General features: G+C 70.3%; 19 protein-coding genes. 7 read left to right on the forward strand and 12 right to left on the reverse strand.

Annotated elements, in window-relative coordinates; all coding sequences use genetic code 11:
• Window positions 1-117 precede the first annotated feature (117 nt).
• Entirely contained in the window at window positions 118-633 is a 516-nt protein-coding gene (locus tag ACFSL4_RS14625; RefSeq protein WP_381082521.1) for a DUF6912 family protein, read from the forward strand.
• Window positions 634-739: 106 nt separating this feature from the next.
• Window positions 740-1,405 (forward strand): HAD family hydrolase, encoded by a 666-nt coding sequence (locus tag ACFSL4_RS14630; protein ID WP_381082523.1) that lies wholly within the window; start codon window positions 740-742, stop codon window positions 1,403-1,405.
• Window positions 1,406-1,463: 58 nt separating this feature from the next.
• Here the strand turns inward: ACFSL4_RS14630 and ACFSL4_RS14635 are convergent, their stop codons facing one another.
• Window positions 1,464-2,030: a DJ-1/PfpI family protein gene (locus tag ACFSL4_RS14635; protein WP_381082525.1), complete on the reverse strand. Its 567-nt coding sequence runs from the start codon at window positions 2,028-2,030 to the stop codon at window positions 1,464-1,466.
• A gap of 584 nt (window positions 2,031-2,614) precedes the next feature.
• Here ACFSL4_RS14635 and ACFSL4_RS14640 point away from each other — a divergent pair.
• A complete protein-coding gene (locus ACFSL4_RS14640) occupies window positions 2,615-7,555 on the forward strand; it encodes an NAD-glutamate dehydrogenase (protein ID WP_381082527.1) in 4,941 nt (1,646 codons plus the stop codon).
• 351 nt (window positions 7,556-7,906) lie between these two features.
• Window positions 7,907-8,032, forward strand: coding sequence for a hypothetical protein (locus ACFSL4_RS14645; RefSeq protein WP_381082529.1), 126 nt, complete (start codon window positions 7,907-7,909; stop codon window positions 8,030-8,032).
• 65 nt (window positions 8,033-8,097) lie between these two features.
• Here the strand turns inward: ACFSL4_RS14645 and ACFSL4_RS14650 are convergent, their stop codons facing one another.
• Window positions 8,098-8,934, reverse strand: coding sequence for an ABC transporter ATP-binding protein (locus ACFSL4_RS14650; RefSeq protein ID WP_381082531.1), 837 nt, complete (start codon window positions 8,932-8,934; stop codon window positions 8,098-8,100).
• The gene (locus ACFSL4_RS14655) at window positions 8,927-9,841 is read right to left on the reverse strand and encodes an ABC transporter permease (RefSeq protein WP_381082533.1); all 915 of its coding nucleotides are present in this window, start codon (window positions 9,839-9,841) and stop codon (window positions 8,927-8,929) included. Before ACFSL4_RS14655 ends, ACFSL4_RS14650 begins: the two co-directional genes overlap by 8 nt.
• A gap of 219 nt (window positions 9,842-10,060) precedes the next feature.
• Here ACFSL4_RS14655 and ACFSL4_RS14660 point away from each other — a divergent pair, with 219 nt between their 5' ends.
• Entirely contained in the window at window positions 10,061-10,687 is a 627-nt protein-coding gene (locus ACFSL4_RS14660) for a TetR/AcrR family transcriptional regulator (protein WP_381082535.1), read from the forward strand.
• Between the two features lie 91 nt (window positions 10,688-10,778).
• Here the strand turns inward: ACFSL4_RS14660 and ACFSL4_RS14665 are convergent, their stop codons facing one another.
• Both ACFSL4_RS14665 and ACFSL4_RS14670 read right to left on the reverse strand, forming a co-directional pair.
• Window positions 10,779-10,976: a DUF397 domain-containing protein gene (locus ACFSL4_RS14665; RefSeq protein ID WP_381082537.1), complete on the reverse strand. Its 198-nt coding sequence runs from the start codon at window positions 10,974-10,976 to the stop codon at window positions 10,779-10,781.
• The gene (locus tag ACFSL4_RS14670) at window positions 10,973-11,797 is read right to left on the reverse strand and encodes a helix-turn-helix domain-containing protein (protein WP_381082539.1); all 825 of its coding nucleotides are present in this window, start codon (window positions 11,795-11,797) and stop codon (window positions 10,973-10,975) included. The genes ACFSL4_RS14665 and ACFSL4_RS14670 overlap by 4 nt, the downstream gene beginning before the upstream one ends.
• Before the next feature lie 128 nt (window positions 11,798-11,925).
• Between ACFSL4_RS14670 and ACFSL4_RS14675 the strand changes: the two genes are divergently transcribed.
• Window positions 11,926-12,213: a hypothetical protein gene (locus ACFSL4_RS14675; protein ID WP_381082541.1), complete on the forward strand. Its 288-nt coding sequence runs from the start codon at window positions 11,926-11,928 to the stop codon at window positions 12,211-12,213.
• Window positions 12,214-12,464: 251 nt separating this feature from the next.
• Here the strand turns inward: ACFSL4_RS14675 and ACFSL4_RS14680 are convergent, their stop codons facing one another.
• The 7 genes from ACFSL4_RS14680 to ACFSL4_RS14710 all read right to left on the reverse strand — a co-directional run bounded on the left by ACFSL4_RS14680 (window position 12,465) and on the right by ACFSL4_RS14710 (window position 21,862).
• Window positions 12,465-13,328 carry an immunity 49 family protein gene (locus tag ACFSL4_RS14680; RefSeq protein WP_381082543.1) on the reverse strand — a complete coding sequence of 288 codons (864 nt, stop codon included), beginning with the start codon at window positions 13,326-13,328 and terminating at the stop codon, window positions 12,465-12,467.
• Window positions 13,328-15,781 carry a hypothetical protein gene (locus ACFSL4_RS14685; protein ID WP_381082545.1) on the reverse strand — a complete coding sequence of 818 codons (2,454 nt, stop codon included), beginning with the start codon at window positions 15,779-15,781 and terminating at the stop codon, window positions 13,328-13,330. The genes ACFSL4_RS14680 and ACFSL4_RS14685 overlap by 1 nt, the downstream gene beginning before the upstream one ends.
• A complete protein-coding gene (locus ACFSL4_RS14690) occupies window positions 15,778-16,260 on the reverse strand; it encodes a DUF6507 family protein (RefSeq protein ID WP_381082547.1) in 483 nt (160 codons plus the stop codon). The genes ACFSL4_RS14685 and ACFSL4_RS14690 overlap by 4 nt, the downstream gene beginning before the upstream one ends.
• A gap of 656 nt (window positions 16,261-16,916) precedes the next feature.
• Entirely contained in the window at window positions 16,917-17,438 is a 522-nt protein-coding gene (locus ACFSL4_RS14695) for a hypothetical protein (RefSeq protein ID WP_381082549.1), read from the reverse strand.
• Between the two features lie 447 nt (window positions 17,439-17,885).
• On the reverse strand, window positions 17,886-18,866 hold the full coding sequence (gene galE / locus ACFSL4_RS14700; RefSeq protein ID WP_381082551.1) for a UDP-glucose 4-epimerase GalE: 981 nt from the start codon (window positions 18,864-18,866) through the stop codon (window positions 17,886-17,888).
• 43 nt (window positions 18,867-18,909) lie between these two features.
• On the reverse strand, window positions 18,910-20,511 hold the full coding sequence (locus tag ACFSL4_RS14705) for a glycosyltransferase family 2 protein (protein WP_381082558.1): 1,602 nt from the start codon (window positions 20,509-20,511) through the stop codon (window positions 18,910-18,912).
• 37 nt (window positions 20,512-20,548) lie between these two features.
• Complete coding sequence (locus tag ACFSL4_RS14710) at window positions 20,549-21,862, reverse strand: glycosyltransferase 87 family protein (protein ID WP_381082560.1); 1,314 nt, start codon at window positions 21,860-21,862, stop codon at window positions 20,549-20,551.
• Window positions 21,863-22,005: 143 nt separating this feature from the next.
• Between ACFSL4_RS14710 and ACFSL4_RS14715 the strand changes: the two genes are divergently transcribed.
• The coding region (locus ACFSL4_RS14715; protein ID WP_417820762.1) for a glycosyltransferase family 39 protein at window positions 22,006-23,019 on the forward strand (1,014 nt) is incomplete at its 3' end.

Raw genomic sequence — 23,019 nt, forward strand, 5'->3', positions numbered from 1 at the left:
GGACGGCCGCACGTATCCTGGGGTGACTCGCCGGAGGCGCGGGAACGGTCTCCGAGGGGCCTTCACAACCTCTCTGGGCCGTCCGGCAGCCCTGACCCACTACGAAAGCGGCTCGTCATGCGCGTCTACGTTCCCCTGACCCTCCCCGGTCTCGCCGAGGCGTACAAGACGGGCGAGCTGGGCGCGGGACCGGTCGTCGCGTATGCCGTCACGCCCGCGCTGCGCGAGTGGTACCTCTCCGACGACATCGAGGAACTGGAGTACGCGGCCCTGAGCCGGGCGGCGCTGGCCTCCCTGCGACTGCTCGCGGCGGACCCCGAGGCGCCCCGGCGGCGGATCGTCGTCGCGGTCGACGTGCCGGACGGCGCGGCGATGGCGGATCCTGACCGGGGCCTCGATCCGGCGGCACTCGGTGAGGTGCGCGTCGCCGGGGCCGTACTGCTGGCCAAGGCGGCCGCGGTGCACGTGGACGCCGCGGAGGCGGAGGCGGACGTGACCGCGGCGGCCCGGGCGCTGGAGGCGGCGGACCGCGGGGACGACGACGCGCAGTTCGTCGTGGACGGCGCCGACGACCACGAACTGCTCTGGTATGCGACGCAGGAGATCCCGAATCTGGTGGGACTGGGCGACTGACCGGGCGACTGACCGGGCGAGTGACCGGGCGTTGTCCGGGGCAGCGGCCCGGTGCCCGGTGCGGATCCCCCGGTGATTGTCAGTGGCGGCGGGTACGTTTTCCGGCATGGGGACGTACGGAAACGCGCACATCGTCTGGGACTGGAACGGGACGCTGTTCCACGACAACGACGCGATCATCGGGGCGACGAACGCGGCGTTCGCCGAGCTGGGGCTGGAGCCGATCACGCTGGAGCGGTACCGGGCGTTGTACTGCGTGCCGGTGCCGAAGTTCTACGAGCGGCTGATGGGGCGGCTGCCGACGGACACCGAGTGGGAGGTCATGGACGAGACCTTCCACCGGTACTACACGGAACACCGGCTCACCTGCGGGCTCACCGCGGGCGCGACGGAGCTGCTGGCGGAGTGGCGGTCGGCGGGCCGCAGTCAGTCGCTCCTGAGCATGTATGTGCACGAGGAACTCGTCCCGCTGGTCCGGGGGTTCGGGATCGAGACGCATTTCGTACGGGTGGAGGGGCGGACCGGTCCCTCGGGCGGCAGCAAGGCCGAGCACATGGTCCGGCACATACGCGCGCTCGCCGGCGTGGAGCCGTCCCGCACGGTGGTGATCGGGGACGCCGCGGACGACGCGGTCGCGGCCCGGCACGTCGGGGCGCGGGCCGTTCTCTACACCGGTGGCTCCCACAGCCGGGCGAGCCTGGAGCAGGCCGGCGTCCCGGTGGTCGACACGCTGGAGGAGGCGGTCGAGGAAGCCGAGCGACTGGCGGCGTGAGGTGTCAGGCGGGGTGCGGCGCCCCCGGGGGCGCCGCACCGTGCCCGGAGGTGCGTCGTCAGGTCACGGGTGCCTTGGCCCGCAGGACGGTCAGGAACTCGCGCATCCAGCGGGAGTGGTCCGGCCAGGCGCGGGAGGAGACCAGGGTGCCGTCGACGACCGCCTCGGCGTCCTGGAAGGTGGCACCGGCCGCCTGCATGTCCAGCTCCAGGGCCGGGTACGCCGTGACGCGCCTCCCCCGCAGGGCGTCGGCCGCGGCCGTGAGCAGCGGGCCGTGGCAGATCTGGGCGACCGGCTTGTCGGCGTCGAAGAACGACTTGAGGATCTTGCGGAGCTCGGGATCGTTGCGCAGATACTCCGGGGCGCGCCCGCCGGGAATGACGAGGGCGACGTAATCGCCGGGGTCGACCTCGGAGAAGGCCAGGTCGGCGGGCCAGGTGTAGCCGGGTTTCTCGGTGTAGGTGTCGAAACCGGGTTCGAAGTCGTGGACCACGAAGCGGAGCTTCTTGCGGGAGGGGGCCGCGATGTGCACCTCGTAGCCCTCCTCGCGCAGGCGCTGGTAGGGGTAGAGAACCTCCAGTGATTCCGCCGCGTCGCCGGTGACGATCAAAATCTTCTGCGCCATGTTCGCCGGGCTCTCCTCGATCGTGCGGTCGGGTGCTTCGGGCAACGTGCCTGACGCCGAGGCCCTTGCCAAGGGGCCGCGCACTGTTCGTACGGTCATGCTCCCACCGAGTGCCCCGCACAGCGGCGCCCCCGATGCTCCTGTGCAGAACGTCAAAGTTCGACCCCTGGTTTTGTACACATACGGCTCATGACGTGCCCCCCGTCCAGAGCGATAGCCTTGTGGCGTGATCAGCGCGATACCTCGCGGGGACATCGTCGTCCCTGCCCTGCGCCCGGTGACCACGGAGGGCATCCGTGACCGGGCGGCGGTCGCTGGTCTTCGCAGGCGGGGCCGTTCGGGAAGGGCGCCGAAGGCGCCCGCGGGAGTCACCGGGGCGCCGGGGACGCGGGAGGCGCACAGAGCGCCGAGAGCAGCGTCACAGCCGCCCAGGACACCGCATATGACCGATAACCCCCCGCCGATCTCTCCATGCGGCATAGCGTCGAAGCAGACCGGACACCCCGCGTCGCGGCGTTACGTCGGAGAAGAGACCGTACTTCCTTCTACGTCACGCAACGGCGCGCGACAGGAGCCAGAGGACAATGCAGACCAAGCTGGACGAAGCCAAGGCCGAGCTGCTGGAGAGGGCCGCTCGGGTAGCTGAGAACAGCCCGGTCGGGGGGTATCTACCGACTGGGACGACGGGCGAGGGCACCCCCGACCGGGACACCGTGCTCGCGTTCCTCCAGCGCTACTTCCTGCACACCGCCCCCGAGGATCTAGCCGCCTGCGACCCGGTGGACATCTTCGGCGCGGCTTTCTCGCACTACAGAATGGCCGAGATGCGCCCGCAGGGCACGGCCAACGTGCGGGTGCACACCCCGACCATCGAGGAGAACGGCTGGACGTGCAGCCACTCCGTCGTCGAGGTCGTGACCGACGACATGCCGTTCCTCGTCGACTCCGTGACGAACGAGCTGTCGCGTCAGGGGCGGGGCATCCACGTCGTCATCCACCCGCAGTTCGTCGTCCGCCGCGACCTGACCGGCAAGCTCCTCGAGGTGCTGCCGTCCGTGCCCCACGGGGAGCTGCCGCACGACGCCCACCTGGAGTCCTGGATCCACGTCGAGATCGACCGCGAGACCGACCGCGCCGACCTCAAGCAGATCACCGCCGATCTGCTGCGCGTCCTGTCCGACGTCCGCGAGTCGGTCGAGGACTGGGAGAAGATGCGCGACGCCGCGGTGCGCATCGCCGAGGGCATTCCGACGGAACCCATGCCCCGGGACCTGCCCGACGTGGAGCGCGAGGAGGCCCGCGAGCTGCTGCGCTGGCTGGCCAGCGACCACTTCACCTTCCTCGGCTACCGCGAGTACCAGCTCCGCGAGGACGACTCGCTGGCCGCCGTGCCCGGCACCGGCCTCGGTATTCTGCGCTCCGACCCGCACCACGCCGGCGAGGACAGCCACCCGGTCAGCCCGTCCTTCGAGCGGCTGCCCGCCGACGCCCGCGCCAAGGCCCGCGAGCACAAGCTGCTGATCCTCACCAAGGCCAACAGCCGGGCGACCGTGCACCGGCCGTCGTACCTCGACTACGTCGGTGTGAAGAAGTTCGACGAGAACGGGGACGTCATCGGCGAGCGCCGCTTCCTCGGCCTGTTCTCGTCCGCCGCCTACACCGAGTCCGTGCGCCGCGTGCCCGTCGTCCGGCGCAAGGTCGACGGGGTCCTCAAGGGCGCCGGGCTCTCGCCCCACAGCCACGACGGCCGCGACCTGCTCCAGATCATGGAGACCTACCCGCGCGACGAGCTGTTCCAGACACCCGCCCGCGAGCTGCAGTCGATCGTCACCTCCGTCCTCTACCTCCAGGAACGGCGACGACTGCGCCTCTACCTGCGCCAGGACGAGTACGGGCGCTACTACTCGGCCCTCGTCTACCTGCCGCGCGACCGCTACACCACGGCCGTCCGGCTGCGGATCATCGACATCCTGAAGGAGGAACTCGGCGGCACCAGCGTCGACTTCACGGCCTGGAACACCGAGTCGATCCTCTCCCGGCTGCACTTCGTGGTCCGCGTCCCGCCGGGCACGGAGCTGCCGCAGCTGTCCGACTCCGACAAGGAGCGCATCGAGGCGCGGCTGGTGGAGGCCGCCCGCTCCTGGGCCGACGGCTTCGCCGAGGCGCTGAACGCCGAGTGCGGCGAGGAGCGCGCCGCCGAGCTGCTGCGGCGCTACGCCAACGCCTTCACCGAGGGCTACAAGGCCGACCACACCCCGCGCGCCGCGGTCGCCGACCTCGTCCACCTCGAGCAACTCGGTGACAAGGAGGGCGGCAGGAACTTCGCCCTCAGCCTGTACGAGCCCGTGGGCGCCGGCCCCGGTGAGCGCCGCTTCAAGATCTACCGCAAGGGCGACTCCATCTCCCTCTCCGCCGTCCTGCCCGTGCTCCAGCGGCTCGGCGTGGAGGTCACCGACGAGCGCCCGTACGAACTGCGCTGCGCGGACCGCGCGACGGCGTGGATCTACGACTTCGGTCTGCGTCTGCCCGGGGCGCTGTCCGGCAACGGCGACTACCTCGGCGACGACGGCCGCGAGCGGTTCCAGGACGCGTTCGCCGCCACCTGGACCGGGCAGGCCGAGAACGACGGCTTCAACTCCCTGGTGCTGAGTGCCGGACTGACCTGGCGCCAGGCGATGGTGCTGCGGGCGTACGCCAAGTACCTGCGCCAGGCCGGTTCCACCTTCAGCCAGGACTACATGGAGGACACCCTCCGGAACAACGTCCACACCACCCGGCTGCTGGTCTCGCTCTTCGAGGCGCGGATGTCGCCTGAGCGGCAGCGGGCGGGCCTGGAGCTGACCGACGCTCTCCTGGAGGAGCTGGAGGCCGCGCTCGACCAGGTCGCCTCGCTCGACGAGGACCGGATCCTGCGGTCCTTCCTCACCGTCATCAAGGCGACCCTGCGCACCAACTTCTTCCAGGAGGAGACGGGCGGCACGCCGCACGACTACGTCTCCATGAAGTTCGACCCGCAGGCCATCCCGGACCTGCCGGCGCCGCGTCCCGCGTACGAGATCTGGGTGTACTCGCCGCGTGTCGAGGGCGTGCACCTGCGCTTCGGCAAGGTCGCGCGAGGCGGGCTGCGCTGGTCCGACCGGCGCGAGGACTTCCGGACCGAGATCCTCGGCCTGGTCAAGGCGCAGATGGTGAAGAACACCGTCATCGTGCCGGTCGGCGCCAAGGGCGGTTTCGTCGCCAAGCAGCTGCCGGACCCCGCCGTGGACCGCGACGCGTGGCTCGCCGAGGGCATCCGCAGCTACCGGACGTTCATCTCGGCGCTGCTCGACATCACCGACAACATGGTGGCCGGTGAGGTCGTGCCGCCGCCGGGCGTCGTCCGGCACGACGGCGAGGACACCTACCTCGTGGTCGCGGCCGACAAGGGCACGGCGACGTTCTCGGACATCGCCAACGAGGTTGCCGAGAAGTACCACTTCTGGCTCGGCGACGCCTTCGCCTCCGGCGGCTCCGCGGGCTACGACCACAAGGGCATGGGCATCACCGCCCGCGGTGCCTGGGAGTCCGTGGAGAGGCACTTCCGGGAGCTGGGCGTGGACACCCAGACCGAGGACTTCACCGTGGTCGGCGTCGGTGACATGTCCGGTGACGTGTTCGGCAACGGCATGCTGCTGTCCGAGCACATCCGCCTGGTCGCGGCCTTCGACCACCGGCACATCTTCATCGACCCGAACCCGGACGCGGAGACCTCGTACGCGGAGCGCCGCCGGCTGTTCGAGCTGCCGCGCTCCTCCTGGGCCGACTACAACACCGAGCTGCTGTCGGCCGGCGGCGGTGTGTTCCCCCGCGGGGCCAAGGCGATCCAGCTCAACGGGCACATCCGCGAGGCGCTCGGCATCGACTCCGGCGCCACCAAGATGACGCCCGCCGACCTGATGAAGGCGATCCTCATGGCGCCGGTGGACCTGCTGTGGAACGGCGGCATCGGCACGTATGTGAAGGCGTCGACGGAGACGCACGCGGACGTCGGCGACAAGGCCAACGACGCCATCCGCGTGGACGGCAGCGACCTGCGGGTCAACGTCGTCGGCGAGGGCGGCAACCTGGGGCTGACCCAGCTGGGCCGTATCGAGTTCGCCCAGCACGGCGGCAAGATCAACACCGATGCGATCGACAACAGCGCGGGCGTGGACACCTCCGACCACGAGGTGAACATCAAGGTCCTGCTCAACGCGGTCGTGGCCAACGGCGATCTGACGGTCAAGCAGCGCAACCAGCTGCTGGCCGAGATGACCGACGAGGTCGGCGCCCTGGTGCTGCGCAACAACTACGCGCAGAACGTGGCGATCGCCAACGCCCTGTCCCAGTCGAAGGACATGCTCCACGCGCAGCAGCGGTTCATCCGCCATCTGGTGCGCGAGGGCCACCTGGACCGGGCGCTGGAGTTCCTGCCCACCGACCGGCAGATCCGTGAGCGGCTGGGCACCGGGCACGGGCTGACCGGTCCGGAGACGGCCGTCCTGCTGGCGTACACGAAGATCACCGTCTCCAGGGAGCTGCTCGACACCACGCTGCCCGACGACCCGTATCTGCGAAGCCTGCTGCACGCGTACTTCCCGACGGCGCTGCGCGAGAGGTTCGCCGAGCAGATCGACACCCATGCGCTGCGTCGTGAGATCGTGACGACGGTCCTGGTCAACGACACCGTCAACACGGGCGGTACGAGCTTCCTGCACCGCCTCCGCGAGGAGACGGGCGCCTCGCTGGAGGAGATCGTCAGGGCGCAGACCGCGGGCCGCGCGATCTTCCACTCGAGCGCGGTGTGGGACGCGGTCGAGGCCCTCGACAACCAGGTCGACGCGGCCGTCCAGACCCGTATCCGCCTGCACTCCCGCCGGCTGGTCGAGCGGGGCACGCGCTGGCTGCTCAACAACCGGCCGCAGCCGCTGGAACTCGGCGAGACGATCGCGTTCTTCAAGGACCGGGTCGAGCAGGTGTGGAGCGAGCTGCCCAAGCTGCTGCGCGGCGTGGACCTGGAATGGTGGCAGAAGATCTACGACGAGCTGACGGGCGCCGGCGTCACGGACGAACTCGCCACGCGGGTGGCCGGGTTCTCCTCCGCCTTCCCGGCGCTCGACATCGTCTCGGTGGCCGACCGCATGGGCAAGGACCCGATGGCCGTCGCCGAGGTCTACTACGACCTCGCCGACCGGCTGCGGATCACCCAGCTCATGGACCGCATCATCGAACTGCCGCGCGCCGACCGGTGGCAGTCGATGGCGCGCGCGGCGATCCGCGAGGACCTCTACGCGGCCCACGCGGGCCTGACCGCCGACGTCCTGGCGGTCGGCAACGGCACCTCCACGCCGGAGCAGCGCTTCCAGGCATGGCAGGAGCGGAACGCGGCGATCCTGGGAAGGGCGCGCACGACCCTCGACGAGATCGCGACCTCGGATTCGTTCGATCTCGCGAACCTGTCGGTCGCGATGCGCACCATGCGGACGCTGCTGAGGTCGCACGGCTAGTCACGCCTGACCCGGTACGGCGAGGGGGCGCCCCAGGAGGACAGGGCGCCCCCTCGCCGTACCGGGGACGATCTGCCACCTGGGCAGCCGATTCCGGCATTCTTGCCACGACTTAGGGGAATTCCCGCCTGTTCCTTACCCTTTCCCTTCAAACGGGACATTCCAGCTAGGGTTGGCGTGATCGTTGGACCAGCGGAGGACCCGTACCCGTGACTGCGAACCTCGCCGAGCAGCGCCCCCAGGCCGCTCGCACGGCCGTCGTGGGCGTCGCTCCCCCTCCCCGTACCCACCCTCACCCCGGCACCCGCCCCCGTTTCCTGGCCGGCCCAAGTGCGGCGGTTCGTGGTGGAGGTGGCCAGGTTCGGGGTCGTCGGCGGCAGCGGAGTCGCGGTCAACTTCCTCGTCTTCAACTGCCTGCTGCACGGCCTGGGCCGGCCGCCGATGACGGCGACCGTGCTGTACGAGGTCATGCGCTGAGCGCATCCGCCCCGGCCCCGTCCGCTCCCCCGCACCCGGGTGCGGGGGAGCGGACGGGGCTGCCGTCACTTGCCCTGCTTCGCCGGGGCTGGGGCGGCCGGGCCCTTCGGCTTGTCGCCGTTCGTGAAATCCTCGTAGGCGGCGAGGACGTCCTCGGTCGGACCGTCCATGCGCAGCACACCGCGCTCCAGCCACAGCGCGCGCTCGCAGGTGTCGCGGATGGTGGCGTTGCTGTGGGTGACCAGGAACACCGTGCCCGCCTGCTCACGCAGTTCGCGGATGCGCTTCTCGGACCGCCGCTGGAAGGAGCGGTCGCCGGTGGCCAGCGCCTCGTCGATGAGCAGGACGTCGTGGTTCTTGGCGGCGGCGATCGAGAAGCGCAGCCGGGCGCCCATGCCGGAGGAGTAGGTCCGCATGGGGAGGGTGATGAAGTCGCCCTTCTCGTTGATGCCGGAGAAGTCGACGATCTCCTGGTAGCGGGCCTTGATCTCCTCGCGCGACATGCCCATCGCGAGGCCGCCCAGGATGACGTTCCGCTCGCCCGTCAGGTCGCCCATCAGAGCCGCGTTCACGCCGAGCAGGGAGGGCTGCCCGTTGGTGTAGATCTTGCCGTTCTCCACGGGCAACAGCCCGGCGACGGCCCTGAGCAGCGTCGACTTGCCGGAGCCGTTCGTGCCGATCAGACCGATGGCCTCGCCCTTGTAGGCGGTGAAGGAGACGTTCTTCACCGCGTGCACCCGGCGTACGCCCGCCGCCTTCTCCGTCTGCTTGCGGTGCAGCATGCGGTTGAGCGCGGCGGTGGCGGAGCCCCGGCCGGCGCCGGTGCCGTTGACGCGGTAGACGATGTCGACGCCGTCGCAGATGACGGTGGGGATCCGCTCGTCGTTCACAGAATCAGCCACGGCCGTACCTCTCCTCAGCCTTCCAGAAGTAGATGAAGCCGCCGACGCCCGCGAGGAGGGCCCAGCCGACCGCGTAGGCCCACACGTGGTGGGGGAGCTGGTGTGCGTGGAAGCTGTCGATGAGCGCGAAGCGCATCAGGTCGATGTAGACCGCGGCGGGGTTGGCCTTCAGGAGGACCGTCACGAAGTGCGGAAGCGTGCTGCGCTGGAGCATCGAGTCGATGCTCCACATGACGCCCGACACGTACATCCAGGTGCGCAGGACGAACGGCATCAGCTGCGCGATGTCCGGTGTCTTCGCGCCCAGCCGGGCCATGATCATGGAGACGCCCGCGTTGAACGTGAACTGCAGGACCAGGACCGGCACCGCGAGCAGCCACGAGACGGCCGGCGGCACACCGAAGCTGAGCAGGATCACGATCAGGGCGGCCATCGAGAACAGCAGTTGCTGGAGCTGCTGCAGCGCGAAGGAGATGGGCAGCGCGGCGCGCGGGAAGTGCAGGGCGCGGACGAGGCCCAGGTTGCCGGAGATCGCGCGGGTGCCCGCCATGATCGAGGACTGTGTGAACGTCCAGATGAACACGCCCGTGACCAGGAACGGGATGAAGTCGGCCACGCCGCGCTTGGTGCCGAGCAGCACGCCGAAGATGAAGTAGTAGACCGCCGCGTTCAGCAGGGGGGTCATCACCTGCCAGACCTGGCCGAGCTTCGCCTGGCTGTATTGGGCGGTGAGTTTGGCGGTGGCGAAGGCCACGATGAAGTGGCGGCGCGCCCACAGCTGCCGGACGTACTCCGGCAGGGAAGGGCGGGCACCGCTGACGGAGAGGCCGTACCGGGCGGCCAGCTGCGCGGGCGTCTCGCCTGCCGCGGGCGCCGTGGGGGGCGGTGTGTCGAGGACCTGGCTCACATCCGCTGCTTTCGCTCGGGGGTCGGGTGCGGCGAACCGGTCCGTAGTCTTCCGCCGTCGTGCCCCGTTGGTACCGCATTCCTGGGGCCTTGTGCCACTCTTTGGGGTTTGAATGGCCGCGCTTTAGGTCGAGACGGGACCGTATCGTCGCAACGTGAGCGTAAGCCGTCCGGACGTCGGGACGCAACCGTTTCGTCGTTACGCCCTATGCTGGTGCGTATGACCACGAACGCCGGCACTCCCCAGGCGAAGCGGCGCCGCAGGGCGCCCGCGGGTGCGGCCGTGCTCCGCGAGGACGTGACGGAGGCCATCCGCGTGGCCGTCTTCGAGGAGCTCGCCGCCGTCGGCTACGCCCGGATGTCCATCGAGGGCATCGCGCGGCGGGCGGGTGTCGGCAAGACGGCGGTGTACCGCCGGTGGCGCTCCAAACTGCACCTGGTGCTCGACCTGGTCTCGGCGGTCGCCGTCCAGGGCCTGCCGGCCCCCGACACGGGGACCCTGGAGGGGGACCTGCGCCTGCTGTACGAGGTGACGTCCCGCGCCCTGCGTCATCCGGTGGCCGGCCAGATCATCCCGGACCTCCAGGCGGAGGCCGCGCGCAACCCGGACATCGCCGACGCCGTGCAGAAGGCGCTGCGCGAGGGCCAGCAGAGCGTGGCGAGCGGCATCGTCGCCGCGGCGGCCGCCCGGGGTGAGATCCGTGAGGGCGTCGACACGGACCTGGCCCTCGACCTGATCTCGGGCCCGCTCTACTGGCGGGCGGTGGTGGTCCGCAGCCCGAAACTCCCGAAGGGGTACCTGGCGGGGCTGGCACGGGCGACGGCGGGCGCGCTGAAGGCGTTGTGAGGAGGTGCGCGGGCGGGGGCCCCGGGGCGCGCCCCGGACCTGCCGGCGCGGCGGCCGGGCCGGAGTGCCGAAGGCGGCGCCGCCGCCCAGCTCAGTGCTTGACCGCCTCCACAAAAGCGCTCCAGGAAGCGGTGGAGAAGACGAGCGGGCGGTCGTGCGGGGTCTTGCTGTCGCGGACGGGGACGATGCCGGGGGGGCCGTCGGCGACCTCGACGCAGTCGTTTGCTCCCCCTTCGCTGTAGCTCGACTTGCGCCACACGGCGGTGCTCAGGTTGGGGGTGTGCGTCATGGCCGTTGGTCCTCCAGTTCGCGCCTGATGAATGTGAGCGAGTCCGCCGGGCACAGCGCCAGGTCTCGGAGCCGATCGTAGGACAGTCGGAGCCGCAGGACATCGTCCGGATCCTCGACCAGGGCGCTGCAGCCGTTGCCTTCCTTGTAGGCGGCGGCACTTCCATCCTTTTGCCACAGCAGGGTCAGCGACCCCGTCATGTGGTGATGGGCTCCCACCGAGAACGGCAGCACATGGACCACCACGTTCGGCCACAGCGCGACAGTCTCCAGACGAAGTAGCTGATCGGTCCAGGTTTCTGGCCGCGTGGCCGGACGCCGGAAGGCGAACTCGTCGATGACGATGCGGACGTCGGGCTCCGGCTTCTGCTGCAACAGGTACTGCCGCCCCAACCGCGCGGCGACCTGCTCCTCAAGCAGTTCGTCACCGTCGGCCGTTGTCAAAGCCCCGGACAACACCCCGCGAGCGAAGTCCTCGGTCTGCAAGACGCCAGGCACGCCTGGTGTGAACACCTGCATGACCCGCGCTGTCGCCTCCAGCTCCATGTACCGCTTGTACTGGTCCTTGAACGCGTCGAGCCGCGCCACCTTCCAGTGGCTGACCAGCAGGTCTCCGGACCCGAAGTACCTGTCCAGGTCCTCCATGACCGCCATCTTGGAAAGCCGTTTCCCCGACTCCAGCCGACACAGGTAACTCTTGTCGTACGCGGTTTCTTCGGCCAGTTGCCCGAGTGACTTGCCCGCCTTCTCCCGGAGGTATCTGAGGGTCCGCCCCAGCACAGCGCGCCCCGACTCCCCTTCCGCGTCAACCACTTGATCCACGTCACCCCTCCTCGTTGCCGGGCGTGTCAGGCCGTGCCGACCCTCTTCCGCAGCCTACGCGCAAGCAGTGACGATCGAAGTACGAAACGTAATCGCCGCCTGTCAGGCCAGCGCCGAAGGGAACACCTGTGCTCGACAACCCCCGCCTCCTGCCCTGGACCACCCCGGAGGGCAAGCCGTGCTACCTGAGCACCGACAGCGACGGCAGCCTGCTCTCCCGGCTCGCGGACGACGTGGAAGCGGCCCAGTTGGCATCGGGCGAGCAGGTGCTGACCGGCGCCCGAGCTGTCCTGGCCGACCCCAAGGCGGGCGAGTACTCGCTGCGGTTCGCACTCACCAGGGCGGTGGAGTCGCTGGCCGACGCACTGCGGATCGCGGCCAGCCGGGGCGCACGCCTGCCCGTGCGCGAGCAATGACCTGAGGCGGAACCGGTTGCAGCCGTCCAGGGACTGGTGGATCTGTGCCACGCGTGGTCCGTTGCGCGCCTGGTCGCGCTGCCCGCAGCCGGCGCAGATCCACCGCACGCCGCTGAGTTGTACGTGCGCAGCGCCGACGTCGAAGGCTCCGCTCCGTGAACCGCTCGGCACCAGGTCCCGGCGCACTTTGCCGGGCGGCGCATCACAGCCATGGAAGGTATGTCGGCAGGGAAGAGCCGGGCGGCCATACGTCAGGTCTCGAACTCGCCGAGCCAGGAACGCATGAGCAGGTGCTCGGGCAGGTACTCGGACTCGACGTCGATGTGCATGCCGACGTCATGGGCCAGGCAGGCGATGGCCAACGGGCCGAGTGCCACCGCGCCGTCGGTGGTGAGCCGGCGGTCCTCGTCCGCGGTCCAGTACTCCTTGTGAAGGTGCAGCGCCTCGACCAGAGCGGCGTTGAACTGCTCCTCGTCGCGCTTGAGGAACTGCAGGAAGAGGTTGAGCGGGGGATAGAGGACCTTCAGCATCAGCTCGCGGTCGGCGACGCGGAGCCGGGCCGGGTCGGTGCCCTGGAAGGCGGCGGTGAACTTCTCGCCGAGTCCGGGGCGTTCGGTCCAGTACGTCTGGAGGGAGTCGACCCAGTCGTAGATGTACTCGTCGTACACCGCACCGGAGGCGCGCAGCAGCTCGATCGGCACGTCGGACAACTGCGTCATTCGGTTCTGGTCGCGGCAGACGATGGCCAGCCAGAACGCGGTGATCCAGTTACCGGCGTTGGTGAAGTGCCTGACACCGATGGATGGAATCAACCGCATCTTGTGTGCGATCCGACACTCGATCGAGCTTTGAGTTGTCGTGGCTGCCGCGAAGAGCGCGGAACCGACCTGCATCGCCGCAACCCATGCCTCCCAGGTCTCAGACTTGTTGGCGGTGGGATCGTAGAGGCAATGCAATTGCGCGGTGCTCAAGGCATCACTGAAGGCCAGACCGAATCCTGCGGGTCGCTCCGAGAGATCTTCGATAGCTTCGAGTGTGTCTGCGTCACACGTCTCAATGAAGCTCGTCGGATCCCCGGGAGGAGTCTCTTCGTCGCGTGGCACAGATGTAGGCATTAGTGGATCCCAGGTTCGCTGATGTCGAACTGCTTCATTTCATAGCCCGCATACTTTCCGGCGGGAGTCGCATCTGCCTTGACCAGGACATAGTCTACCTTGCCCTCCAAGAGGGCGATCCGGAGGTTCTTGGCGAGTGCCTTCTCGGCTGGGTCCTTTGCCCGCTTCGCGCGATGTTGCATCTCCTGCAAGATGGTCTCGAAGTACTCCCGGGTTCCCTGCTGAACCCGATTTCCCAGATGGCTCGTGCGCTCGCCCAGTTGGGCCTTGAGCGATCCCTTGGCCTCGACGACCACAAAGCCGCCGTCGGGATTCCGATAGATCTGGTCGAACCGGTTGTTGCCGAAGGCCCCGTCGTCGACGCGTTTCGCGTTCGGGTAGCGATCCGGTATCGCGTGGTACTCCGCTACGTTCTCGCCGAACAGCTCGCTCTGCTTGGCCATTTCGCCGTGTACGGGGGAGTGGGCCGCCTCGGCGGCGTCCCGTGCTGCCTCCAGTTCGGGCGTCGGATGGTCGGCGTATGCTTTCTCCGCGTCGCTGAGGGCGGTTTCCGCGGCCTTGTCGGCGGCGATCGCCTCATGGCGTGTGTGTGCCCACTCATCGAGCTTGTGGAGCACGTTCTTGGGGAGGTTGACCGCGGAGCCCCTGGGGTGTGGGTTGGGATCGAGGTATTTCGCCGGCGTCGCGGGCGGCAGATCGTTCTTCGCGATCCACCGGCCGGGATCGGCGGGGTCGCGGACCAGCGTGGGAAGTCGCTGGCCGAAAACCTCTCGTATCGCGTACCGCCGGTATCCGTTCGACCGGTAGTGCTCCTTGAACCATGCCTTGTCCGTATTGGCGAGTTCGACGTGCCGACGCATGATCTCGCGTGGGTCGGCCCCGTTCGGATGCCCGCCGTCGAGACGATCTCCCTCACTGCCGCCCAGACGGTCAAGGTCACCCGGCCTGTCCGGTCCGTGCGAATGCGGCGGCAGGGCATCGGCGCCGCCACCCGGCACTCCGTCCCCGGCGCCGCCCGCCGCGTGTCCGGCGGCGTCTCCGTGGCCGCCCGCACGAGCACCGGCCAGTTCACGCTCTGAGCGGCCGGGCGCCTCGTGATGCGCGGCTGCCGCCCGTTCCTCCGCCGAGCCCTCCCGTGCCACGTTCTCCAAAGACTCCCGGACCGTGCCGTCGGCGTTGTGGAGGGTCATCGTCTTCGTGTCGAGGTAGACGACCTCGCCCTTGGGGGTCTCCAGGCGGACGGAGTTCTCGGGGGTCAGTCCCGCGGGCAGGTCGGTCGCGGCCAGGGGTTGGTCCGCGATCTCGTACGTCCTGCCGGCCAGTTCGACGTACGTGCCCTTCGTGACCGCCTTCAGGCTTGCCATCACGTCGCCGACCCTGGTCAGGCCGAAGCCCGCCGCCTTCGCCACGTACGTCAGCGGGTCGACGACGCGGCCGGCCTTGCCCGCGAGGGAGATCGCCTTCGCGATGCCTCCGGTCTTCGCGGCCGTGCCCGCGCCGCCCGTGAACACGGTCGTCAGGACGTTGAAGGTGACCGCGCCGGCCGCGCGTGACGGGTTCTTGTCCCATTCGTCCCAAGCGGTCAGCGCCTTCGCCGTCTCCTTGACCGCCCTGCGGGAGTCACGCAGCCAGGACGGCAGTTCGTCGTCGGAGGCCGTCCAGTAGGCGGCGGGTGCCACCACCGTGAGGGCCACGCCCGTCAGGAGCTGGCCCAGGCCCTTCCATGCCTGGCCGGCCGCGTCCCAGCCGTCCACGCCGACGAGGGTGCCCAGGCCGCGGATGGTGCCCCACACGCCGTCGACGAAGAAGCCCTTGGCGAAGTTCCAGGCGTGCTCGTCGAGCCGGTACCAGGGGGTCGACTCGTCGACCGGGTCGCCCCAGGGCAGGCCCTGGGTATGGTCGAGATCCTCGGCCCGGTAGCCGTACATGCCCTTCTTGCCGGATCCGTCGTCGACCTTCAGCGGATCGCCGCCGACGAGTTTGACGATTTTGGCGTAGCAGTCGCGCTCGGCGGCCTGGAAGGCCGCCCAGGCCGCGTTCACCTCGGAGCGGCGGTGGTTGTTCTCCTCGACCTTGTCGCCGTCCTCACGCCAGTCGTCGTCGTGGGCGATGGCGGCCTGGAAGTCGGACGCCTCCTGCCGGAGCCGCTCGAACGTCTTCACCAGCGGGCGGACCTCGTCCGCGTAGGCGGCCAGGGCGCCCGCGACCGTCTCCAGTTCGTCGCACAGGTCGCTGCCGGCCGTCGCCACCGGCCGGGTGGTGGCGAAGAGCTTGTCCGCGTCCGGCGCCGTGTAGTACGCCGAGAGGGAGTTGAAGGTCGTGTCGATCTGTGCGCCGGCGTCCCACAGGGATGTCGCGTCCGTGCCGATGTTCGACACGTCCTTGTCCAGTTGTTCCTGATCGCCGGTGAACTTGGGTATCTCGTCGGGGTCCAGGGCCCTCTGGCCGCTCACGAGCCGCTGCCGTCCTTCTTCCCGGCCTTGCCGTCCTGTCCGTGCCCGGGCATGTCGATCTTCGGTGGCCTGAGGGCGTTGCGCTGGGCCTCGGCGGCCATGTCCAGGTCGCCGTGCAGGTAGGCACGGGTCGCCTCGGCGGCTCCCTGCACGGAGTCGGCGGTGCGGCGGGCCATGAACGCCAGCTTCTTCTGCCGTTCGGCCAGGTACTGGCCGAGCGCGGCGGCGACCGGACCGACCGGAACACGTGGGGTGCCGGGGACGACCGGGCCGGTCATGGGCCCGTGGAACTGCCCGCCGGGAACCGCGGTTCCTGCCGAACCAGCCGCGCTGGTCAGGTTGTTCACCATCGAGATGGCGGCCTTCTCCAGATCGCCGCCCGCCTCACCGGTCATCATGAGCGTCGCCTGCACGCCCACGGGATCGATGTCCCACCCCGTCATCTCCGAGCCCCCGCTCACCCGTTCCGTCAGTCGCATCCCGCACCAGTGGACACGGCATGGCATCGTGGATGCAACGAATCCGAATCGATCATTTGTATCAAACGGGATCTCCTGACTCCAAGGCGATTCAGGCCGGATCGGCCCGCGCCCGCGACGACTTCGCCCCTTGAACCGCCAGAACTCGCAGCCGGTTACGTGAGTTCGTGGACGCGCAGGAAGCGGTCCTCGAAGACCGGCAGCGGGACGTGCAACGGCTCGGTCCGGCAGGGCTGCGCCGTGCCCGAAGCGGTCGTGGACGTCCGCTCGGCGGGCCCGCCCGGTGCAGGGCGGGCTTTTGAGCGGGACCCTGTGTGACGCAGGCCACGGTAAGGACTCTCGGCAGCGGAACCGGCTTCGGTGCACCTGCGGGTACGCGGTGATTGGTTCCTGCGGCGGAGCGAGCCGAGAACGCGCCCTTCGGCCCGAACTCGAAGGGCGCGCCCGGTGCGTCGTCCGCGGCGGATCGGTGCCGAGGACGGAGCCCGCGATCGGCGGGGGCGGGGCGCGCGGCGGGGCATGCAGGGCCGCACGGTTCGCTCATCGGGCCAGGGTACGGGCGGGTGCGGCCGGGCCGGACGGGCCGGAACGCCGAGGTGGGACCGATCGCCGGCCGGCGATCGGTCCCACCTGGATCCTCTGTCTCTCTCCTGCCGTCAGTAGATCGGGGTGAACCCGACGCCGCACGCCGCCGCGATGTTCGTCGTGGTGAAGCCGGGGGCGCTGGTGGGGGCCGTGCACGCGGCCCCGTAGACGACTCCGTGCTGGTCCACAACGGTGAGGTGGACCATGGTGGGGGTGACGGGATCGGTGGCGGTGTCCCCCTCGGTCGCGGCGATGCTCGCCTCCAGCACACAGGACGGAGCACCTGGGATCGCTGTGAAGTCGATCCAGACGGTCCCCCGGCTGTCGTTGAGGAAGGCGTGCCCCGAGTCCGTGGTCGTACGGAGCACCGTCCCGAACAGTGGGCTGCTGATGTCGTCCACGACCTCGGAGTCGACGCTGTGGTCCCTGGTCTGCTCCCGGTCCCCCGCGCTCCGCAACGTACACGTTCCACCCTGGGAAGCGGACGACTGACCGTTGTCGTCCGCGGACGCCGGCACGGCCACGAGAGCCCCGACGAGGAGGGCCCCCGACACCGTCGCGAGCCCTCTGGCCGCCCAAGCGAGCTTCTTCATTCCTGCCTTCCTCTCCATGGATGCAAAGGCCTATCGGCGAACCGAGAAGAAGGCGTCTCCCTGAGCGAATGCCGCCTGTCCATCCAGAACGCCGCAAATGACCTCTTTTCGGCGTCAATATTCCAGGCGGAGAATGCGACTGTCCGGACACCATTCCGAACTCATCGCCCAGGGGGAGTAGGCGCGTGCTCCCAATGGAGCCCGAGTGCGCGCCGGTGGGCCGGGCTGAACGGGCGTCATGGTCCCGCGTTCTGTGGGCTCTTCGGCCCGCCGGTCCGACCGGCACTACGCCGGCCCGCCGGTCCGCCGGTCCGACCGGCACTACGCCGGCCCGCCGGTCCGCCGGTCCGACCGGCACTACGCCGGCCCGCCGGCCCGGCAGACCGCCGGGCGCGGCCCCGGCTCGGGGACGTCGTCGAGTGGGCCCCGCCGCGGCCCCGCGCCGCCTCAGCTCCGTGCCGCTCCCGGGTGCCTCAGCACCCATCCCTCCCACGCCGATGTGATCATGTCGTCGACGTCGTACCGCGCCGTCCAGCCCAGCTCCTTGGCGATGCGCTCGGCCGAGGCGACGACGCGGGCCGGGTCACCGGGGCGGCGGGGGGTGATCGCCGGCGGGATGTCGTAGCCCGTGAGCGCGTTGATGCGGTCGGTCATCTCGCGGACCGACACGCCTTCCCCCCGGCCGATGTTGAGGGTCAGGTCCGTGCCGCCGGAGGACCCGAGCGCACGGGCCGCGGCCACATGGGCCTCCGCCAGGTCGACCACGTGGATGTAGTCGCGCACACACGTGCCGTCGGGGGTCGGGTAGTCGTCGCCGAAGATGCGCGGGGGCGCGTTCCGAGTCAGCTTCTCGAAGACCATGGGGACCAGGTTGAAGACGCCCGTGTCCGCCAGGTGCGGCGTCGCCGACCCCGCCACGTTGAAGTAGCGCAGGGACGCCGTGGACAGGCCCGTCGCACGGGATGTGGCACGCACCAGCCATTCGCCGACGAGCTTCGTCTCGCCGTACGGCGACATCGGCGCGCACGCGGTGTCCTCCGTCACCAGGTCCACGTCCGGCATGCCGTACACCGCGGCGGACGAGGAGAACACGAATGAGGGAACGCCGACCGCCGTCACGGCTTCCAGCAGGACGCGCAGGCCCTCCACGTTCTCCCGGTAGTAGAACAGCGGCAGTTCCACCGACTCGCCGACCTGCTTCTTCGCCGCCAGGTGCACGACACCCGTCACCGCGTGATCGGCCAGCGTGCGGCGCAGCAGTCCGCCGTCCAGGGTGGAGCCCACGACCAGGGGCACCGTGGCGGGCACGCGCTCGGCGATGCCGGTGGACAGGTCGTCGTAGACCACGGCCCGCTCGCCCGCCTCGGTCATGGCGCGGACGACGTGCGCCCCGATGTAACCGGCTCCGCCGGTGATCAGCCAGGTCATGTGCGGGCGTCTCCTCGTCGGTTGGTGCTCGGTGCTCGTGCGGTCACTTCCAGTGAACCAGGCGTCGCAGTCTGCGAGCCGCGATGGTCGTCGCTCCCCGGAGCCCGGACGCCATGCGCAGGGCCAGCGTTCCGGAGTGCGTCGCGTACGGCTGTACCAGCAGCACGCCGTGCCGGAGGCTCGCCACCGCGCGGCGGCGCAGCAGACCCGGTCCGGTGAGGGCGTGGGCCGTGGTCTCGCAGCTCGTGCCGTCGTCGAAGCGCAGTGTCAGCCGCAGGTCCCAGGTGCCGGCGCCGAGCGCCCCGAGGTCCAGGGCCGTCTCGGCCGTCCAGCTGCCGGATCCCGCGTCCCGCGCGAGCCGGGCCGTGCGGGTGAGACCCACCCGGGTGCCGTCCTCCCGCGGCACGAACTCCACGTCCACCCGGTCCGGGCGCGCGTTCCCCACCCGCCCGTACAGCTCGTGCAGTCGCAGCCGCAGCCGGGAGGCACGCGCGCGTGGGCGCAGTTCCGCGTCGACGGCGACCGGAAGGTGGTGGACGGGCCGGTGCAGCAGGTGCTCCAGCCGGACCTGCGGAAGGTCCGCCGACCAGACGGGGACGCCGTCCGCGGTGCTCGCGTAGGGCGGGGTCAGACGTGCCGGGCGGGCCGCCAGTTCCCTGAGGCGGTGCAGGTCCCGCGGCTGTCCGGAGGCGAGCACCACCTGGGCGACGACCCGGCCCGGCACGGACGCCTGCGCGAAGTCCGCCGCGTCGAAGTCCGACAGGTACGCGCGCGTGAGCGTCCACCACTCCTCGCGGTAATCCGGGGAGCGCAGCGAAAGTTCCCGTGCGTACATGCGCAGCCCGCGGTCCAGGAATGCGGTGCGTGCCGACCGGGCCAGCCGTTTCTCGCCGGCGCTCAGCAGGATCTCGTGCGCCTGCCGGTTCGCCTCCATGCGCGCCTTCCAGTTGTCGATTCCGGCGCGGTCGAGGGAGATGGACAGGCGGCGGGCGGAGCGGCGGACGTGCCAGACGTAGACCGTCTCGGGGACCAGGGCCATGCTCGGTCCGGCGGCGAGGACGCGCGCGCCGAAGACGAAGTCCTCGTAGGGGAAGCGGCCTTCGGGGAAGCGGATGGCGTGCTCGCGCAGGAAGTCGGTGCGGTACAGCTTGTTGACGCACAGCGTGTCGTGCACCAGACGGGGGCGCTGGGAGGGGCCGGGGACCACCGCGTGCCGTTCGTACAGCTCCGGCTCCCAGGGCGTCTCGCGGCCCGACGGCAGCTCGCGGCGCACGCACAGGCCCGCGGAGAGCTTGGTCCCGTGCGCGACGGCCGCCATGAGCAGCGCGTCGGCCGCACCGGGCGGCAGGATGTCGTCGCTGTCCAGGAACATCAGGTACGGAGCGGTCGCCGCGTCGATCCCGTCGTTGCGGGGAGTGCCGCAGCCGCCGCTGTTGACGGTTCTGCGCACCACTCTCACCCGCGGGTCCTCGGCCGCGAGGGCGTCCAGCAGTTCGGGGCTGCCGTCCGTCGAGCAGTCGTCGACCGCGATCACCTCACGGACGACGCCGCCCTGCGCGAGGGCCGAACGTACCGCGTCCGTCACATGAGTGGCGTCGTCGTATCCGATGACGACGACGCTGATCTGTGCATCGTGAGGGTGCATCAAATCCACGAGCTGGGAGAGTACGGTTGCCTGGTAATCATCCGTTAAGAGGCGATTCGCCTTCTGTGGGGAAGAGGGCGGGAACACGGCCAGGGTTCCATACCGGCGCCTCGGGTTCCCGCCGTTGCGGGAGGGAACGGCCGGAGCACCACAGGCGGGTGAAGGACGCGGCCGCGGCGGAGGCCAGCAGTCCGTTGCGCACCAGCATGACCGCACAGCCCGTCCAGGTGCTGCCCACCACTTCCCCGTAGAAGGCCGGATACTCCACGGCGCTCACCGCGGTCGCCGTGAGCACGAGCAGTGCCACCGGGCGCTGGGTGGTGTGGCGGGACGTCAGGCACACGGCCGACAGTCCGACCAGCCACACCATGTACTGGGGGCTGATCACCCGGCTGGTCACCGTGAACATCAGAACGGCCGCGAGCGCCGCGTCGTACGGCGTCGCGGGCGTCCACCTCAGGGCCCGCACCCGCCACAGCAGCAGGAGGACGAAGGCGGCCGCGGTCAGTGCCAGCGAGCAGACGGCGACCGTGTGCACCTGGGGGCCCACGAACTCCACCGCCCCGTACCGGTAGCGCGTGTGTCCCGGCCAGCCGGCCCGGCGGGCGAACATGAGCGCCGTCCCGCCCAGTGACTCGATCTGCACGCCGCGGCCGCCCTGCTGGCGCAGGAAGTCGAACGGGCTTCGGAACAGGGCCGCGAGCAGGGCGAGCAGCGTGACCGAGGCGACCGCGGCCGCCGTCCACGCCTCACGGGTCGTACGGCCGCGCGGGGCGCCGATGAGTGCCAGCGCCGGCCATACCTTCACCAGGGCGCCCAGCGCCGCGAACACGCCGCATGCGCGCGTGGAGCGCGTCAGCGCCAGCAGGGAGACGACCGCGAAGGCGGTGGCCTGGACGTCGTACCGGGCGAGCGGGACGTGCAGCAGCAGGGGCAGGCCCGCCGTCCACAGGGCCGCGCCGCGCAGCGAGCGGCCCGGACGGGTGCCCGCGCGCACCAGGGCGAGCGTGATCAGGGCGTCGGTGAGCAGCGTCAGGGCCACGAAGGACTGAAAGTACGTCAGTTCCGGCAGCAGCGCGGGGGAGAGCAGCACCAGGCCGGCGCCGGGCGGGTACTGCCACAGATGGTCGCCCGAGGGGAACGTGCCCTGACGGAGGACGCCGTACCAGTGGAAGTACAGCCTCCACACCTCCTGTGCGACGCCGCCCCGGCCGAGCAGGGGGTACTGGTCGTGGGTGAGCAGCCACAGCATCAGCGCGCGTGTGGCGAGCCAGCCGGCGGCGAGGAGGGGTAACCGGGGGCGTCCGCGGATCCTCCTGCGACGGGGCGGCGCTACGGGCGCGGACGGCATCGGCAGGGGCTCCGTGGCACTCTTCAAGGCACTCATCAAGCCCGGATGGTAGGCGGCGCGCACGCGGCATGTGCGGAGATACGCCGTCAACAGCCCATAAAGGTTGGTTCATCACATAAAAAATACCCCTGTTCAATGCGGGCATGAGTCGATCCTCGGTGAGGCGCAGGGAGCGCGCGGCCGTCCTCGTGCCCGTGGTCGTCATGTTCGCGCTCGGGCTGTGGGGACTGGACCGTGGCGGCATGTGGCGCGACGAGGCGGCTACCTACCAGGTAGCGCGGCGTTCGGTGCCGCAGATCTGGCATCTGCTGCACACCGTGGACGCGGTGCACGGCCTCTACTACCTGCTGATGCACATGGTCCTGGCCGTCCGTCCCGGCGAGGTGCCGCTGCGGCTGCCGTCGGTCTGCGGGGCCGCCGCCGCGGCGGGGCTGGTCGCCGCCCTCGGTGCGCGGTTGTGCCGGCCGCGGGTGGGACTGTGGGCCGGGCTGCTGTACGCGGCCACGCCGATGGTCGGGCACTACGCCCAGGAGGGCCGCTCGTACGCGCTGGTGGCGGCCGGGGTCGCGGGCGCGACGCTGCTGCTGGTGCGGGCGGCGCGGGGCGGGAGGTGGTGGCCCTACGGCGCGGTCGTCGCGGTCACCTGTGTGCTCCACGAGTTCGCGGTGCTGGTGCTGCCGGCGCACGCCTGCACGCTGGCGCTCGCGCGGGTGCCGGCGAGGGTGTGGCGGGGGTGGGCGTGTGCCGCGGGGTCGGCCGTCGCGGTGCTGCTCCCGCTGGTGCTGGTCTCGCGGGGGCAGGCGGCGCAGGTGGCGTGGCTGCGGGCACCGGACGCGGCGAGCGTCGTGCGGCTGGTGGAGGAGTTCGCGGGACCGGGCCGGGTCGTCCTGGGGCCGTATCTGGTGCTGATGGCGTTGGCGGTGGCGGTGCGGATGCCGGGGCCGGCGCGGCGCGGGGTGTCCCCGGCGGGTGTGGCCCTGCCGCTGCTGCTGATCCCGCCTGCGGTGCTGATGGCGGTGTCGCGGCTCTCGCCCCTGTACGACGACCGCTATGTGCTGTACGCGCTGGCCGGGGCGCCGCTGCTGGCCGCGGCGGGCGCGGAGCGGCTGGCCGGGGCGGTGGGCCGGCTGCGGGCCGCGGACCGCGCGGCCCGCGGC

The sequence above is a fragment of the Streptomyces caeni genome, from assembly GCF_042678285.1.
Taxonomy (GTDB): domain Bacteria; phylum Actinomycetota; class Actinomycetes; order Streptomycetales; family Streptomycetaceae; genus Streptomyces; species Streptomyces caeni.

What these genes read in the sequence shown, in the direction of transcription:
- ACFSL4_RS14625 (WP_381082521.1), top strand. Translation starts at nt 118, where the DNA reads ATGCGCGTCTACGTTCCCCTGACCCTCCCCGGTCTCGCCGAGGCGTAC.
- ACFSL4_RS14630 (WP_381082523.1), top strand. Translation starts at nt 740, where the DNA reads ATGGGGACGTACGGAAACGCGCACATCGTCTGGGACTGGAACGGGACG.
- ACFSL4_RS14635 (WP_381082525.1), bottom strand. Translation starts at nt 2,030, where the DNA reads ATGGCGCAGAAGATTTTGATCGTCACCGGCGACGCGGCGGAATCACTG.
- ACFSL4_RS14640 (WP_381082527.1), top strand. Translation starts at nt 2,615, where the DNA reads ATGCAGACCAAGCTGGACGAAGCCAAGGCCGAGCTGCTGGAGAGGGCC.
- ACFSL4_RS14660 (WP_381082535.1), top strand. Translation starts at nt 10,061, where the DNA reads ATGACCACGAACGCCGGCACTCCCCAGGCGAAGCGGCGCCGCAGGGCG.
- ACFSL4_RS14665 (WP_381082537.1), bottom strand. Translation starts at nt 10,976, where the DNA reads ATGACGCACACCCCCAACCTGAGCACCGCCGTGTGGCGCAAGTCGAGC.
- ACFSL4_RS14680 (WP_381082543.1), bottom strand. Translation starts at nt 13,328, where the DNA reads ATGCCTACATCTGTGCCACGCGACGAAGAGACTCCTCCCGGGGATCCG.
- ACFSL4_RS14690 (WP_381082547.1), bottom strand. Translation starts at nt 16,260, where the DNA reads ATGCGACTGACGGAACGGGTGAGCGGGGGCTCGGAGATGACGGGGTGG.
- ACFSL4_RS14695 (WP_381082549.1), bottom strand. Translation starts at nt 17,438, where the DNA reads ATGAAGAAGCTCGCTTGGGCGGCCAGAGGGCTCGCGACGGTGTCGGGG.
- galE (WP_381082551.1), bottom strand. Translation starts at nt 18,866, where the DNA reads ATGACCTGGCTGATCACCGGCGGAGCCGGTTACATCGGGGCGCACGTC.
- ACFSL4_RS14705 (WP_381082558.1), bottom strand. Translation starts at nt 20,511, where the DNA reads ATGCACCCTCACGATGCACAGATCAGCGTCGTCGTCATCGGATACGAC.
- ACFSL4_RS14710 (WP_381082560.1), bottom strand. Translation starts at nt 21,862, where the DNA reads ATGCCGTCCGCGCCCGTAGCGCCGCCCCGTCGCAGGAGGATCCGCGGA.